At 71.9% G+C, this 15,479-nt stretch carries 14 protein-coding genes and 1 tRNA gene; 9 read left to right on the top strand and 6 right to left on the bottom strand.

The genetic code is table 11. The features are described from left to right. The first annotated feature begins 32 nt into the window (after positions 1–32). Entirely contained in the window at positions 33–1,322 is a 1,290-nt protein-coding gene (locus ACFQZ6_RS16635; RefSeq protein WP_381609568.1) for a sensor histidine kinase, read from the top strand. After that, entirely contained in the window at positions 1,319–1,999 is a 681-nt protein-coding gene (locus tag ACFQZ6_RS16630) for a response regulator transcription factor (protein WP_004929857.1), read from the top strand. Before ACFQZ6_RS16635 ends, ACFQZ6_RS16630 begins: the two co-directional genes overlap by 4 nt. An 85-nt stretch (positions 2,000–2,084) precedes the next feature. On the opposite strand, the gene ACFQZ6_RS16625 is transcribed toward ACFQZ6_RS16630, so the two are convergent. Further along, the gene (locus ACFQZ6_RS16625) at positions 2,085–2,756 is read right to left on the bottom strand and encodes a DUF461 domain-containing protein (RefSeq protein ID WP_381609564.1); all 672 of its coding nucleotides are present in this window, start codon (positions 2,754–2,756) and stop codon (positions 2,085–2,087) included. 653 nt (positions 2,757–3,409) lie between these two features. On the opposite strand from ACFQZ6_RS16625, the gene ACFQZ6_RS16620 reads away from it, so the two are divergent. The 6 genes from ACFQZ6_RS16620 (at position 3,410) to ACFQZ6_RS16595 (ending at position 10,044) form a co-directional block, all read left to right on the top strand. Next, the gene (locus tag ACFQZ6_RS16620) at positions 3,410–3,892 is read left to right on the top strand and encodes a CarD family transcriptional regulator (RefSeq protein WP_003953493.1); all 483 of its coding nucleotides are present in this window, start codon (positions 3,410–3,412) and stop codon (positions 3,890–3,892) included. 360 nt (positions 3,893–4,252) lie between these two features. Then, positions 4,253–5,056, top strand: a complete 804-nt coding sequence (ispD, locus tag ACFQZ6_RS16615; protein ID WP_381609561.1) for a 2-C-methyl-D-erythritol 4-phosphate cytidylyltransferase — start codon at positions 4,253–4,255, stop codon at positions 5,054–5,056. After that, positions 5,046–5,546: a 2-C-methyl-D-erythritol 2,4-cyclodiphosphate synthase gene (ispF, locus tag ACFQZ6_RS16610; protein ID WP_381609558.1), complete on the top strand. Its 501-nt coding sequence runs from the start codon at positions 5,046–5,048 to the stop codon at positions 5,544–5,546. Before ispD ends, ispF begins: the two co-directional genes overlap by 11 nt. A 218-nt stretch (positions 5,547–5,764) precedes the next feature. Beyond that, positions 5,765–7,162, top strand: a complete 1,398-nt coding sequence (gene cysS, locus ACFQZ6_RS16605; RefSeq protein ID WP_381609555.1) for a cysteine--tRNA ligase — start codon at positions 5,765–5,767, stop codon at positions 7,160–7,162. A gap of 104 nt (positions 7,163–7,266) precedes the next feature. Beyond that, the gene (rlmB, locus tag ACFQZ6_RS16600) at positions 7,267–8,205 is read left to right on the top strand and encodes a 23S rRNA (guanosine(2251)-2'-O)-methyltransferase RlmB (RefSeq protein ID WP_381609552.1); all 939 of its coding nucleotides are present in this window, start codon (positions 7,267–7,269) and stop codon (positions 8,203–8,205) included. Between the two features lie 117 nt (positions 8,206–8,322). Beyond that, on the top strand, positions 8,323–10,044 hold the full coding sequence (locus tag ACFQZ6_RS16595; protein ID WP_381609548.1) for a DoxX family protein: 1,722 nt from the start codon (positions 8,323–8,325) through the stop codon (positions 10,042–10,044). A 73-nt stretch (positions 10,045–10,117) separates the two neighbouring features. Here ACFQZ6_RS16595 and ACFQZ6_RS16590 read toward each other — a convergent pair whose 3' ends face one another. From ACFQZ6_RS16590 to ACFQZ6_RS16580, 3 genes are all read right to left on the bottom strand, one after another. Then, positions 10,118–10,852 carry a nucleotidyltransferase family protein gene (locus ACFQZ6_RS16590; RefSeq protein WP_381609545.1) on the bottom strand — a complete coding sequence of 245 codons (735 nt, stop codon included), beginning with the start codon at positions 10,850–10,852 and terminating at the stop codon, positions 10,118–10,120. An 81-nt stretch (positions 10,853–10,933) separates the two neighbouring features. After that, complete coding sequence (locus tag ACFQZ6_RS16585; RefSeq protein WP_381609542.1) at positions 10,934–11,389, bottom strand: hypothetical protein; 456 nt, start codon at positions 11,387–11,389, stop codon at positions 10,934–10,936. A 252-nt stretch (positions 11,390–11,641) separates the two neighbouring features. Continuing rightward, positions 11,642–12,730 (bottom strand): ABC transporter ATP-binding protein, encoded by a 1,089-nt coding sequence (locus tag ACFQZ6_RS16580; RefSeq protein ID WP_381609539.1) that lies wholly within the window; start codon positions 12,728–12,730, stop codon positions 11,642–11,644. Between the two features lie 214 nt (positions 12,731–12,944). Between ACFQZ6_RS16580 and ACFQZ6_RS16575 the strand changes: the two genes are divergently transcribed. After that, positions 12,945–13,022, top strand: a tRNA-Thr gene (locus ACFQZ6_RS16575). A gap of 11 nt (positions 13,023–13,033) precedes the next feature. Here ACFQZ6_RS16575 and ACFQZ6_RS16570 read toward each other — a convergent pair. Both ACFQZ6_RS16570 and ACFQZ6_RS16565 read right to left on the bottom strand, forming a co-directional pair. Then, a complete protein-coding gene (locus ACFQZ6_RS16570; protein WP_381609536.1) occupies positions 13,034–13,918 on the bottom strand; it encodes an aminoglycoside phosphotransferase family protein in 885 nt (294 codons plus the stop codon). A 44-nt stretch (positions 13,919–13,962) separates the two neighbouring features. Next, positions 13,963–15,468 carry an MFS transporter gene (locus ACFQZ6_RS16565; RefSeq protein WP_381609533.1) on the bottom strand — a complete coding sequence of 502 codons (1,506 nt, stop codon included), beginning with the start codon at positions 15,466–15,468 and terminating at the stop codon, positions 13,963–13,965. Positions 15,469–15,479: the final 11 nt, after the last annotated feature.

Raw genomic sequence — 15,479 nt, 5'->3', positions numbered from 1 at the left:
GGCACCGCACACGACATGCCTAACCTGGAGACATGGACGTGAACGCGGCGGTCGCCGCAGCGGCAGCGATCGCCGGGGTGCTCACCGGCGTGATCGCCATGCTGGCGTTCCGCTGGAGCGAACGCGACCTCAAGCGCCCCACCCGGACCTCCCTGCACACCGACCCGGTGCTCCCACCGGGCGTGGACACCGTGCTGTCGGTGCTGCGCTCCTCCGCCGTCGTCCTCGACGAGGCCGACGCCGTCGTCAAGGCCAGCTCCGCGGCGTACGCCCTCGGACTGGTCCGCGGCGGCAGGCTGGCCGTGGAGCCGATGCTGCAGATGGCCCGCGACACCCGGCGCGACGGCGAGATACGGCAGGTCGAACTGGACCTGCCCCGGCGCGGCACCGGCCGCGGCGAGGCCCTCGCCGTCTCCGCCCGCGTCGCCCCGCTCGGCTCCCGCCTGGTGCTGCTGCTCGTCGAGGACCTCACCGAGGCCCGCCGCATAGAGGCGGTCCGCCGTGACTTCGTCGCAAACGTCAGCCATGAGCTGAAGACCCCGGTCGGCGCGCTCTCCCTGCTCTCCGAGGCCGTCATGGACGCCTCCGACGACCCCGAGGCGGTGGAGCGGTTCGCCGGGCGGATGCAGATAGAGGCCACCCGGCTCACCAACCTGGTGCAGGAACTGATCGACCTCTCCCGTGTGCAGAACGACGACCCCCTGGACGACGCCGAACCGGTCCGGGTCGACGAACTCGTCGCCGAGGCCATCGACCGCTGCCGCCACACCGCCTCCAACAAGCAGATCACCATGGCCACCGGAGGCACCGCCGACCTGCACGTGTGGGGCCACCGCGGCCAGCTCGCCGCCGCGCTCGGCAACCTCGTGGAGAACGCCGTCAACTACTCACCCGCCCGCACCCGCGTCGGCATCGCCGCCCGCCGGGTCACCGCGACCGGCGGTGACATGATCGAGGTCGCCGTCACCGACCAGGGCATCGGCATCTCCGACAAGGACAAGGAGCGCATCTTCGAGCGCTTCTACCGGGTCGACCCCGCCCGCTCACGCGCCACCGGTGGTACGGGGCTCGGGCTGGCGATCGTCAAGCACGTGGCCGCCTCGCACGGCGGGGAGGTCACGGTGTGGAGTTCCGAGGGACAGGGCTCCACCTTCACCCTGCGGCTGCCGGAGGCGGGCGCCGCCCGCGACCGGGCCCACCAGCACCCCGCCGTCGACGACGAGGACGACGACGCCGGCGCCGGTCAGTCCACGGGCTCCCGTTCTCCGTCCCCTGACTCACCACCGTACGAAACACTTCCCGCTCCGGAGGTCCTTCCGTGACCCGTGTGCTCGTCGTCGAGGACGAGGAGTCCTTCTCCGACGCCCTGTCGTACATGCTCCGCAAGGAGGGCTTCGAGGTCGCCGTCGCGACCACCGGGCCCGACGGACTCGACGAGTTCGAGCGCAACGGCGCCGACCTCGTTCTGCTCGACCTGATGCTGCCCGGCCTGCCGGGCACCGAGGTCTGCCGTCAGCTGCGCGGTCGCTCCAACGTTCCCGTGATCATGGTGACCGCCAAGGACAGCGAGATCGACAAGGTTGTCGGGCTGGAGATAGGAGCCGACGACTACGTCACCAAGCCGTTCTCCTCGCGGGAGCTGGTCGCCCGCATCCGCGCCGTGCTGCGCCGCCGCGGCGAGCCCGAGGAGGTGACCCCGGCGGCCCTGGAGGCCGGTCCGGTCCGCATGGACGTCGACCGGCACGTGGTCACCGTCGGCGGCACCAAGGTCGACCTGCCGCTGAAGGAGTTCGACCTGCTGGAGATGCTGCTGCGCAACGCGGGCCGGGTCCTGACCCGGATGCAGCTCATCGACCGCGTCTGGGGCGCCGACTACGTCGGTGACACCAAGACCCTCGACGTCCACGTCAAGCGCCTGCGCGCCAAGATCGAACCCGACCCCGGCGCCCCGCGCTACCTGGTCACGGTCCGCGGCCTCGGCTACAAGTTCGAGCCGTAGGCCGTAGCCACCTCCGCGGTACGACGGTGAAGGGCGGGACCTCCGGTGAGGTCCCGCCCTTCGTCGTGCGTCGTGCGTACGGCGCTCAGTGGCCGCTGGCCTCTTCGCTGGCCTCGCCGCCCTCGGCCGGGGCGCTCGACTCCGGCGAGGTGGCTTCCTCACCCGAGTCCGACTCCGACCCGGACTCCGCGCCCGACTCGGTCGCGGTGGCCTCCGGCGACTCCTCGGCCTCCGGCGCCTCGGCGGCGGCGCTCGGGCCCCACGTCTCGTAGAAGCCCTCGGACGGCACGATGAACGCGTCCAGCGCCACGTCGCCGGTCTTGCTGAAGGAGAAGGTGACCTTGTGGGCGTCGCCGTCCGTGAGGCTGGCGCCGTCGGAGAGGACCGCCGAGGCGTTGCCCTCGCCGCCGATGACGACCGAGCCGCCCGCGGGGACGGTCAGCTTGCCCTCGCCCTGCGCGGGCGTCAGCTCCACCGAGCCGCTGACGCCGTCCAGGGTGATCGACTCCAGGGTCTGGGCGCCGGAGCCGCTGTTGAAGACCGTGGCCGAGATCGCGGCCGGACCGGTCGCCTCCGCCTCGGGCTGGGTGATGACGACGGCGTTCTGGATCTTGATGTCCCCGACGCTGGTGGCCGCGTTGTCCGGCTTGATGCCCAGGGTCTGGGAGCTGTTGCCAGCGCCGCAGGCGGCGAGCGAGGCGATCGAGAACGCGATGGCGGAAGCGGCGAGGGCGCCGCGTCGAAGGCTGCTGCTCACGGCGGCGGCAACTCCTTGAACGCAGGGGCGGCTGTCCTTGTAAAGCCACCCTAAGGATCTGTCAGCGGCCCCAGGTTACCGATCCGTTCCCCGGCCGCCGCACCCGACCCTCCCTACGGGGTGTCCCCGCGCCGGGGCGACTTCCGCGCCGTCGGACGTCGTCCCGGCGTCGGCCATTCCTATAAGCGGCGCGTAAGACGTGCGTAAGCCGCGCGTAACCCCCGCGGGGCAATCCGCGACGAAATCCCGGTGCGGAATGTGTCTGACCGAGGGCCAGAATTGATCACCGGAGAAGCGTCGGGCTAAGCCCGGCTAACCGGTGTGGGGGATCAGCGAAGTGGCTGTGATCAATTTCCGGAAACGTCTCGGACCCGACTCCCGGGGCCGAACGGAGTAGCGGAAGTCGATCGTTTGGAAGCGGACATATGTGGACGTTACGCCACTTGGCAGGGGTGCCGGAGGCGTGTAACACATGCGTTTCCCGTGCCCTGGAGAGCCGCTCCGACCTGCGAATACCGTGTTCCGGCGAGGCTGCGAAGCACGTTCCTGTCGCTGTTGTCAAGCCCTGAGATATGCCCTGACCTGCGAAAACGCCATTCAGAAGACGCCGTATCCGTGTTACCCTGGATAGCCACGGAAGGGGTACCTGTCACATGACGTTCAAGGTTGGCGACACCGTGGTCTATCCCCATCACGGGGCCGCGCTGATCGAGGCAATCGAAACTCGCCAGATCAAAGGCGTGGACAAGACCTACTTGGTGCTGAAGGTCGCCCAGGGTGACCTGACGGTACGTGTGCCAGCGGACAATGCGGAGTTCGTCGGCGTACGTGATGTGGTCGGTCAGGACGGGCTGGACCGGGTCTTCGAGGTGCTGCGCGCGCCGTACGCCGAGGAGCCCACGAACTGGTCGCGTCGGTACAAGGCAAATCTGGAGAAGCTCGCCTCCGGCGATGTCATCAAGGTCGCGGAAGTCGTGCGTGACCTGTGGCGTCGTGAGCGTGAGCGTGGACTCTCCGCCGGTGAGAAGCGGATGCTCGCCAAGGCCCGGCAGATCCTGGTCAGCGAACTCGCCCTCGCGGAGAACACCAACGAGGACAAGGCCGAGGCCCTGCTCGACGAGGTTCTCGCGTCCTGACGCGTGGCAGGTAGCCCGCGCACACCCACACCTCACTACTAGCGGCTGTCCACAGCCTGCTTCCTAGCGAGTGCGCGTGCCGCACGCTCTGCGCGCATCGAAATGCCGCGGTGCCCGATGACGACGACAGTGTGAACTGTCCCCGTCGCCGGGCGCTGCGGCATGTCTGTCTCCGGACCGCCCGTCTCCAGGCCCGCCCGCCCCGGTACTTTGGTGTGCCGGACTCGGGCTGCTGGCTTGACCAGTGTCACGGAAGGGTCCGGTCAAGGCGTCGCGCCCGGCACTCCCCGCGCTCCAGGAGCACGGGGTACGCCCAGGCCATACCCACGCCAGGCCAGCACACAAACCTGACAGGAACCGATGTCTGACACTTCGCGTCCTTCGCCCTCGGGAACCGGTCCGCGGGCCCTCGCAGACGGTCGTACGCAGCCCCTTGGCTCCGGTGCCCGCACCGCCGCGGTGATCCCGGCCGCGGGGCGGGGAGTGCGGCTGGGACCGGGCGCCCCCAAGGCGCTCCGCGCGCTGAACGGCACCCCGATGCTGGTGCACGCGGTGCGGGCCATGGCCGCCTCCCGTGCCGTGTCCCTCGTCGTGGTCGTGGCCCCGCCGGACGGTGCCGCGGAGGTCAAGTCCCTGCTCGACGCGCACGCGTTGCCCGAGCGGACGGACTTCCTCGTGGTCCCCGGCGGACAGTCCCGGCAGGAGTCCGTGAAGCTCGGCCTCGACGCGCTGCCGCCCGGCTACGACATCGTGCTGGTCCATGACGCGGCCCGGCCGCTGGTGCCGGTGGACACCGTGGACCTGGTGATCGAGACGGTGCGGGGCGGGGCGCCCGCGGTGGTGCCCGCGGTGCCGCTCGCGGACACCGTGAAGGAGGTCGACCCCGCCGAGGTGGCCGGGGCGGCCGAAACCGTCGTCGCCACGCCGGTGCGGGCGCGGCTGCGGGCGGTGCAGACGCCGCAGGGCTTCGAGCGGGGGGCGCTGGTGCGGGCGCACGAGACCGTGACGGGCGAGGTCACCGACGACGCGGGGATGGTCGAGCAGGTGGGGCTGCCGGTGGTGGTCGTACCCGGGCACGAGGAGGCGTTCAAGGTGACGCGGCCGTTGGACCTGGTGCTGGCGGAGGCGGTTCTGGCGCGCAGGAGGCTGAACGATGGGTTCTGAGGACATGCCGGTGGTGCTGCCGCAGGTCGGGATCGGCACGGACATCCACGCCTTCGAGGCGGGGCGGGAGCTGTGGTGCGCCGGGCTGAGGTGGGAGGGCGAGGGGGACGGGCTCGCCGGGCACTCCGACGCGGACGTCGTCGCCCATGCCGCGTGCAACGCGCTGTTCTCGGCGGCGGGGCTGGGGGATCTGGGGCAGCACTTCGGTACGGGGCGGCCGGAGTGGGCCGGGGCGTCCGGGGTGGTGCTGTTGGCGGAGGCGGCTCGGATCGTGCGGGCGGCGGGGTTCCGGATCGGGAACGTCGCGGTGCAGGTGGTGGGGGCGCGGCCGAAGATCGGTAAGCGGCGGGGGGAGGCGGAGAAGGTGTTGTCCGAGGCGGTGGGGGCGGCGGTGTCCGTGTCCGGGGCGACGACGGACGGGCTGGGGTTTCCTGGGCGGGGGGAGGGGTTGATGGCGGTGGCTACGGCGTTGGTGGTGCGGGTGCGGTAACTGTGTCGGGCGGGGGTGAGGTGGGCCGCGGGGTCCGGCGTCGACGGGTGCCCGGCGTGGCTGCTGGCGCGGCGGCCGGGTCGCGCGGCCCGGCGCTGCGGGGTGCCGCTGCGCCCACCCGTGCCGCCCCAGCGGCACGACTGCCCGCAGCTATGTGCATCCTGCGGCTGTGTACATAAAGACACAGGGCATCGCTTCCGGGCCACTACCCTGGAGGGGTGACTATTCGGCTGTACGACACCAGCGCCCGGCAGATTCGTGACTTCGACCCGTTGACGCCGGGCTGTGTCTCGATCTACCTGTGTGGTGCCACCGTGCAGGCCGCGCCGCACATCGGGCACATCCGGTCGGGGCTGAACTTCGACATCCTGCGGCGGTGGTTCGAGTACCGCGGCTACGACGTGACGTTCGTGCGGAACGTGACCGACATCGACGACAAGATCATCACCAAGTCCGCGGAGCAGGGTCGGCCCTGGTGGGCCATCGGGTACGAGAACGAGCGGGCGTTCAACGACGGCTACGCCGCGCTCGGCTGCCTGCCGCCCACCTACGAGCCCCGGGCCACCGGGCACGTGACCGAGATGGTCGAGATGATGCGCGGCCTCATCGAGCGCGGGCACGCCTACGAGGCCGACGGCAACGTCTACTTCGACGTGCGGTCGTTCCCGGAGTACCTGGAGCTGTCCAACCAGGAGCTGGACAACCTCAAGCAGCCCTCCTCCGCCGGTGAGACCGGCAAGCGCGACCCGCGCGACTTCGCCATGTGGAAGGCGGCGAAGCCGGGCGAGCCGAGCTGGGAGACGCCGTGGGGGCGGGGTCGGCCTGGGTGGCACCTGGAGTGCTCCGCCATGGCGCACAAGTACCTGGGCCGTGAGTTCGACATCCACGGGGGCGGGCTCGACCTGATCTTCCCGCACCATGAGAACGAGATCGCCCAGGCCAAGGCGTACGGCGACGAGTTCGCCCGGTACTGGCTGCACAACGCCTGGGTCACCATGAGCGGCGAGAAGATGTCCAAGTCGCTCGGCAACTCGGTGCTCGTCTCGGAGATGGTGAAGCACTGGCGGCCCATCGTGCTGCGGTACTACCTCGGCACCCCGCACTACCGCTCGATGATCGAGTACAGCGAGGAGGCCCTGCGCGAGGCCGACGCCGCGTTCGCCCGGATCGAGGGGTTCGTGCAGCGCGTCGTCGAGCTGGCCGGTGCCGTCGAGCCCGCCGCCGAGGTGCCGACCGCCTTCGCCGAGGCGATGGACGACGACCTCGGCGTCCCGCAGGCGCTCGCCGTCGTGCACACCACCGTCCGGCAGGGCAACTCCGCCCTCGCCGCCGACGACAAGGAGGCCGCGGTCGCCCGCCTTGCCGAGGTCCGCGCCATGCTCGGCGTCCTCGGTCTCGACCCCCTCGACCCCCAGTGGGCCGGGGACGGCGACCAGGGCGAGGACCTGCGCGGCGTGGTCGACGGGCTCGTACGGCTCGTCCTGGAGCAGCGCGAGGCGGCCCGCGGGCGCAAGGACTGGGCGACCGCGGACGCCATCCGCGACCAGCTCAAGCAGGCCGGTCTGGTCATCGAGGACAGTCCGCAGGGGCCCCGCTGGAGCCTCGGCGAGCGCTGAGCGCGGTGATCGATTGTGCCGCCCGGCCCCCCGGGCGGCACACTGCACAGAGCACACACGCATTTCCCCACTCCACTTCTCCCCACAGAACAGACAGGTAGGTCATGGCCGCGAACAACCGCCGCATGTCCGGCAAGAAGGGCGCGCAGGTCGGCAGTGGCGGCCAGCGGCGCCGGGGCCTGGAAGGCAAGGGCCCCACGCCGCCCGCCGAGATGCGCAAGGGGCACGTCAAGCAGCGGGCCGCCGCCGCGAAGGCGCGCCGCGCGCAGGGGCGCACACCCCAGCGCCGTACCGGCAGGACGGCGTCCGAGTACGTCGTCGGCCGCAACCCCGTCGTCGAGGCGCTGCGCGGCGGGGTGCCCGCCAGCACGCTGTACGTGCAGCAGTTCATCGACAACGACGAGCGGGTGCGCGAGGCGCTCCAGCTCGTCGCCGAGCGCGGTGGCGTCAACCTGATGGAGGCGCCGCGCCCCGAGCTTGACCGGATGACGAACGGGCTCAACCACCAGGGCCTGGTGCTCCAGGTCCCGCCGTACGAGTACGCGCACCCGGAGGACCTCGCCGACGCCGCCGCCGACGCGGGCGAGGACCCGCTGATCGTCGCCCTCGACGGGGTGACCGACCCGCGCAACCTGGGTGCCGTCGTACGGTCCGTCTCCGCGTTCGGCGGCCACGGGGTCGTCGTACCCGAGCGGCGTGCGGCCGGGATGACCGCGGGTGCCTGGAAGACGTCCGCGGGGACGGCCGCGCGGACGCCCGTCGCCCGTGCCACCAATCTGACGCGCACGCTGGAGGCGTACAAGAAGGCCGGGATCGTCGTCGTCGGGCTCGCCGCCGACGGGGAGACCGAGGTGCAGGAGCTGTCGGCGCTGGACGGGCCGGTCGTGATCGTCGTCGGCAGCGAGGGCAAGGGGCTGTCCCGGCTGGTCGGGGAGACCTGTGACTTCCGGGTGCGCATCCCGATGCCGGGCGGCGCGGAGTCGCTCAACGCCGGTGTGGCGGCGGGGATCGTGCTGTACGAGGCGGCGCGGCGCCGCGCCTGAACGCGCGTGCGGAGGGTCAACCGTACGGGGTAATCCGGGCGTTGAGGACGAGCTTGACGGGGTCCGGACACATCGCCCAAGTCAAAGCAGTGTCCTAAGCACACGTCACTCGGTTAGATGAGTGTGGACACCAGAACACCCCGCACACCCACGGGGGACCGCTCGTCGGGATTCGACGACGCTCCCGCGCTGAGCATGGTGAAGGTGCCGAGCGATCCGGCGCAGGTCATCGTCAATCATGCGAGCTTCCGCGTGCAGTTGGGCGCGTCCTCCGCACGGGCGGCCCAGCTCCCGCGGATCGCACGGCACGCGAGCGCCACCGAGGACACCGCCCGGATGCCCGTCGTCGGCGCGAGTACGGGCGCGCGGCGCCGCCCCGTCGTCTGGAGCGGGCGCTCCCTGCCCGACGACTCCGGCGCGCACCGCCTGCTCCAGGCCGTGCGCGGTGCGGGCGTCCGCCCCGCCGAGGAAGCCGACGCCGGGGCCGCCGCCGCCACCCAGGTCATCCCCCGCCTCGACCCCCAGCCGGGATACGACGCCTACGGCGGCGGTTACGGCGACGGGCCGGACGACGACCTCGTCCAGACCGTCGAGACGCCCGTCGTCGGCGCCCAGCGCGGCCCCGGCGACGCCACCCGGCTGCTGCCGCACATGCGCACCGTCGCCAGCGCCGACGAGGAAGCGGCGGCGGAGGCGGCGTACGCGGCACCCCCGTACGCCGACGAGGAACCGGACACCGCCGACGACCCGCCCGAGAGCGCCCCGCGCAGACACGGCGACGACCCCGCCCGGCACGCCTACTACCCCGGCCGCCGGATGAACCTCGGCGTGGTGCTGCTCCCGCTGCGGGTCTTCCTCGGGTTCATCTCCATCTACGCCGGGATGGGCAAGCTCTGCGACCCCGTCTACTTCGACGGCGGCAAGCGCGGCTCGATGGTGAAGTGGCTCAACACCCTGCACCCCTGGGAAGTGGCGGAGCCACTGCGGCAGTTCGCCCTCGCGCACCCCGTCGGCTCCGGGCTCGTCATCGCGTTCTTCCAGGTCATCGTCGGGGTGCTGACCGTGCTGGGCTGCTGGCAGCGGGTCGCCGCGGTGGTCGGCGCGCTGCTGTCCGCCGCGCTGCTCGTCACCGTGAGCTGGAAGAGCGTCCCCGCCTACGACACCCCCGACATCATCTACCTCGCCGCCTGGTCCCCGCTGATCATCGCCGGGGCGCCGGTGTACTCCGTCGACGGGCGGCTGGCGAGCGGTGCCTGGCGGCGGCTCGGACCGCGCTCGGACATCTGGGAGCTGCGGCTGTACGTGCTGCGGCGCGGCGCCCTCGTGACCGCCATCGTCGCCGGGCTGACGCTGCTCATCGGCTCGCTGCTCGGCAGCGCGGTGCGCGACGCCGACCGGGTCGTCGTCCCCGGGCCCGGCGAGGCCCCGCGCAACGAACTGCCGGGCTCACCGCTGCCGCGTGACCCGGACCGGCGCGGCACGTCCCCGTCGGCGTCGGCCTCGTCGCCCACCCAGGGCATGACGCAGGGCGCCACGTCGGCGGCGCCCACCGCGGGCGCCGCGGCCTCGCCGGGTGCCACCCGTGAGACCGGCGCGGTCACCGGCGGCGCGCCCAGCCAGACGCAGGGCACGGCGGGGCAGGCGCCGCCGCAGCAGACCTCGCCGGGGCAGCAGGCGCCGCCGAGCACCAGCTCCGGGCCGACCTCCGGCGGTGTGGCGACGAGCGGTGGCGATCCGGCGGGCGGTACGGGCGCCTCCACCGGGGCGGGTGGCGGCTCGGGCGGCGGTGAGACGACGTCCGGCGGTCAGCCGGGGCTGGTGGGTGGCCTGCTGGGCTGACCACGGGACAGTCGACGACGGAGCCGGGTCCCGCACCCTTCGAGGTGCGGGTCCGGCTCCGTGGCGCGCGCGCTCAGCGTCTGAGGGACGCCAGTTCCTTCGCCGCCTCCGTGAGGTCCTTCGCGGTGTCGATGGCGCGCCAGTAGGCGCCCTGGGGGAGCGGGAAACCGGCGAGGCGGTGCTCGCGGGCCAACTGGGGGAACGTGCTGCGCTCGTGGTCGCCGCGGTCCGGGAGCAGCTTGGCGAAGGCGGGCGAGAAGACGTAGACGCCCGCGTTGATCTCGAACGTGGACGGCGGGGACTCTATGAAGTCCGTGACGTGGCCGAAGCCGTCCGTCTGCACGGCGCCCCACGGCAGCCGGGGACGGGCCAGGGCGAGGGTGGCGACGGCGTCGCGCTCGGTGTGGAAGTCGGCCATGTCGCGCAGCGAGAACCGGGTCCAGATGTCGCCGTTGGTGGCGTACCAGGGCCGGTCGGGGTGCGGGAGGCGGGCGGCGGCGTACTTGAGGCCGCCGCCGCGGCCGAGGGGTTCGGGTTCGACGACGGTGGTGACGGAGACCGGCAGGTCGGCGGTGTCCAGCCAGTCCTGGAGCACCTCGGCGAGGTGGCCGCAGCTCACCACCACGTCGGTGACGCCCTCACCGGCGAGCCAGGAAAGCTGGTGGCCGATGATCGGAGTCCCCGTGCCGGGGATCTCGACCATCGGCTTGGGCCGGTCGTCGGTGTACGGGCGCAGCCGGGAACCCTGGCCACCGGCCAGGATGACGGCTTGGACGGGCCTGGCCGCGGCGGCGTTCGGATCAGTCATGTCCGGAAGCGTAAGGGCGTTCCGCGCGCGGCCGTCCGGCGGGTGTGCGGTAGGGGGTCGGACAGGGGTGCCGTACGGGGGTCAGTGGTGGGCTGCGGCCACCCCCGCGGCGAAGGCGGTGTCGCAGACCGGGCGGGCGTAGGACTGGGCGCGCGTCGGGCCGTAGACGCGGACGGCGGCGCGGCCGAGGGCGCGGGCGATGGAGGCGCAGTGCCGGGCCAGCGCGGGGCTCTCGTTGACGGCCTGCTGGAGCTGGGTGAGGGCGGCGCCCGGGTTCTTCGCCTGGAGCTCGGTCAGCAGCCGGTCCTGGAGGACCTGGTACGGGGCGCGGGCGGCGGCCTTGGAGGAGGCGCCGACGGCTGAGGCGTCCGCCGCGGTGAGCACCGGGTGCGAGGGGTTCCCCGACCAGTTGACTCGGGTGACCGCGAGGGTCCCGGAGAGCACCAGGACGACGGGCAGGACGAGGGCGAGGGTGCGGCCGATACGGCGGGCGGGGCCCCGGCCGCGACGCGTCTGTTGGGTGGTGGAGTGCTTCACGCGAGTGAGGGTAGCGCCCGGTAATGATTTGGCGACATTTGGTCACCGTATTGGGGGACGGGCAGGTGGGTTCTCCGGGGTGCGGGGTTGACGCACATGGTCGAAATGGGCGGTGTGCCGGGGTATTTGTCGACAAGCGAAAGCGCACGAAACGGGCCCCGTGGCGGTTCGCGGGGCCCGTTTCGTCAACCTGCGTGATTCACCCGGCTTCGCCGGTTTCGGCGTGGCTCAGGCGGCTGCGGTGCGTGCGGCTCAGTCGGAGAGGCGCGCGCCCGTGGAGGTGGAGAACACGTGGGTCTCACCGGAGCGCGGGACGATGTGCAGCGTGCTGCCCTTGTCCGGGACGCTGCGGCCACCGACGCGCACCACGAGGTCCTTGGACTCGCCGCCGACCTTGGCGGTGCCGTAGACGTACGCGTCGGAGCCCAGCTCCTCGACGACGTTCACGGTGACGGCGAGGCCCTGCTGGGAGTCGGCGCCCTCGACGTCGAAGTGCTCGGGGCGGACGCCGACGGTGACCGTCTTGTCGGTGGTGGCGGCGAGCGCGTCACGGTCGACCGGCACCACGCTGTTGCCGAACTTCACACCGCCGTCGGTGATCGGCACCTCGACCAGGTTCATCGCCGGGGAGCCGATGAAGCCCGCGACGAAGAGGTTGGCGGGCTTGTCGTACATGTTGCGCGGGGTGTCGACCTGCTGGAGCAGACCGTCCTTGAGGACGGCCACGCGGTCGCCCATCGTCAGGGCCTCGACCTGGTCGTGGGTGACGTAGACGGTGGTGATGCCCAGGCGGCGCTGGAGGGAGGCGATCTGCGTACGGGTGGAGACACGCAGCTTGGCGTCCAGGTTGGACAGCGGCTCGTCCATGAGGAAGACCTGCGGCTCACGCACGATGGCGCGGCCCATGGCGACACGCTGGCGCTGACCGCCGGAGAGCGCCTTCGGCTTGCGGTCCAGGTACTCGGTGAGGTCGAGGATCTTCGCGGCCTCTTCGACCTTCTGCCGGATCTCCGCCTTGTTGACGCCCGCGATCTTCAGGGCGAAGCCCATGTTGTCGGCGACCGTCATGTGCGGGTAGAGCGCGTAGTTCTGGAACACCATGGCGATGTCCCGGTCCTTGGGCGGCAGGTGCGTGACGTCGCGGTCACCGATGCGGATGGCGCCGCCGTTGACGTCCTCCAGGCCCGCGAGCATCCGCAGGGAGGTGGACTTGCCGCAACCGGACGGGCCGACCAGGACGAGGAACTCCCCGTCCGCGATCTCGATGTCGAGGCCGTCGACGGCGGGCTTGGTGGAACCCGGGTAGATCCGGGTCGCCTTGTCGAACGTGACTGTGGCCATGGTGAATGGGCCCCCTTCTACCGGCAGGAACGTGCCGGACGATCCGTTGTAGGAAGGTGGTGTAGTCCACGGCTGTGGACCAGCTCTCGGACGGTACCTGGCGTTCACCTGTTCTGTCAGTAGCCGAAGGGCTGTGAACTTCGCGGAAATTTTCGACGGGGCCCCGCCGCGAGCTGGGTACACTGCACGGGCACGCCGTCACGCGCGCGTGCGTGCCTCCTTAGCTCAGTTGGTCCAGAGCGGCTGTCTTGTAAACAGCAGGTCGTCGGTTCGAATCCGACAGGGGGCTCCAACAGCCCCGTTTCAGGCGGTGTTCCGCAGGGCGCGGGCGATGTGCAGGTGCTCCGGGGACGGTGGTTGGCCGGTCTCCGTCTGCCAGACGCAGTTCTGGAGGACGCGGGCGAGGGTCCAGGCGCGGGCCCGGTGGCGGTCCAGGGCGAGTACGGCGGTCAGCGCGTCGAAGCGGTGGCGGACGTCGGCCGGGTCGAAGCGGTTGGCCAGGGCCGGGAGGAGTTCGAAGCCGGGGTCGCCCGCGAGGGGCTTGGGGTCGATGGCGAGCCACGGGGCGCGCTCGGCGGCCAGGACGTTGGCGAAGTGCAGGTCCCAGTGCAGCAGCCGGTCGCCGGGCTCGGCGGCGACCTCGCGCAGGGCGGCGGCGCAGTCGGCGAGCAGCGCGCGGGCCGCCGGGTCGGCGACGCGGACCAGGGCCGGTGGGGTGCGGTCCAGGAGCGCCGGGGCGAGGTCGGCCAGGCGGCGCAGGCCGGGCGGGGCCGGGCGGGCGGTCAGGCGGGCCAGCAGACGGCCGATGACGAGGGTCGCCTCGTGGACGTCCGGGAGGGCGGCGAGGGTGCGGGCGGGGTCGAGGCGTTCCAGGAGCATCGTGCCCGTGGGCGGGTCGTGCGCGAGGAGCCGTACCGCCCCGTCGCCGTTCCAGGCGCGCAGCGCGACGGGTTCGCCGGTGCTCTCGTCGTCGGGGAGCTGGAGCTTCAGCGCGGCGGGGGTGCCGTCGGCGCGGACCACCGGCAGGACCAGCGCGCACACGCCGTACATCGAGGGACCGTCCGGGCGCAGCGCCCACGCGTCGAGGAACCGGGCGGCGAGACCCGGCAGCGCGGCGATGAACGCACGGCCCGCGGCGCCGTTGTAGCGGCTCTGGGTGGCCGCCAGCTCCGCCGGGACCTCGATCATCTACGGGACTGTAGCCGCGCGTTGCCCGGGATGCCGAGGGCTTTTCAGCGCACCGGCTCCGCCGCCGGTTCCGTCGCCGGGGTGCCGTGCTTCGGGGGCTTCGCGGTGACCATCAGGGCGGCCACCACCGCCGCCAGCAGCATCACCGCCGCCGCCCACCAGATCGCGACCGTGTAGCCGTGCACGGTGCCCTCGCGGACGACCTCCGCGCGCCGGGCCGGGTCGGTGAGGTGGGCCGTGACGTAGGCGGTCGTGCTGGTGGTGGCGATGGTGTTGAGCAGGGCCGTACCGATGGAGCCGCCGACCTGCTGGGCGGTGTTGACGGTGGCCGAGGTGACGCCGGAGTCCTGCGGGGCGACCCCCGCCGTCGCGGTCGAGAACACCGGCATGAAGGTGAGGCCCATGCCCAGGCCCATCAGGATCAGCGCGGGCATGATCTCCGTCGCGTACGACGAGTCGACCGTCAACTGGGTCAGCAGCACCATGCCGCCCGCCGCGAGCACCATGCCCGGCGCCATCAGCAGGCGCGGCGCGACGTGCTGGAGGAGCCGGGCGGAGATCTGCGTGGCGCCGACGATGATCGCGGCGGTCAGCGGCAGGAACGCCAGGCCCGTCCGCACCGGCGAGTAGGCCAGGATGACCTGGAGGTAGTAGGTCATGAACAGGAACAGGCCGAACATGCCGATCACGGCCAGCGCCATGGTGAGGAAGCAGCCCGCGCGGTTGCGGTCCCGGACGACGTGCAGCGGCAGCAGCGGCCTGGGCGCCCGGTTCTGCCACCACACGAACGCCGTCAGCAGGACGACGCCCACCGCGAACAGCGCGAGGACGTACGCGTCGCTCCAGCCGCGCGGCTCGGCCTCGCTGAACCCGTAGACGATCGCGACCAGCCCGCCGCAGCCGAGCAGCACCCCGGGGACGTCGAGCCGGGCGCCGGTGTGGCCGGGGCGGTCGTGGAGCAGTGCGAAGGCGCCGAACACGGCGAGGGCGGCGATGGGCACGTTGACGTACAGGCACCAGCGCCAGTCCAGGTACTCGGTGAGCAGACCGCCGACGATGAACCCGATCGCGGACCCGCTGCCCGCGAGCGCCCCGTACACGCCGAACGCCTTGCCGCGCTCCCTCGGGTCGGTGAACGTCGTGGTCAGCAGGGAGAGCGCGGACGGCGCGAGGACGGCGGCGAAGACGCCCTGGAGGGCGCGGGCGCCGAACAACATGCCCGAGCCGGTCGCCGCGCCGCCGAGCGCGGAGGCGCCCGCGAAGCCGATCAGGCCGATGACGAAGGTGCGTTTGCGTCCCACGAGATCCGCGATCCGGCCGCCGAGCAGCAGCAGTCCGCCGAAGGCGAGGGTGTAGGCGGCGATGACCCACTGCCGGTCCCCGTCGGAGATCCCGAGGTCGCGCTGGGCGGAGGGGAGGGCGATGTTCACGATCGTCGCGTCGAGTACGACCATGAGCTGCGCCAGCGCGATCACCACCAGGCCCCACCAGCGGCGCGGGTCGTGCTGGTCCGTTGCGGTGCTGGGTTCACCTTTTCGGGTGATACTCATCCGGCCAGAAG

Source organism: Streptomyces flavalbus (assembly GCF_042674625.1).
Classification (GTDB): domain Bacteria; phylum Actinomycetota; class Actinomycetes; order Streptomycetales; family Streptomycetaceae; genus Streptomyces; species Streptomyces flavalbus.
The sequence above is the reverse complement of the archived record's forward strand: the minus strand, read 5'-3'. Positions and strand labels throughout refer to the sequence as shown.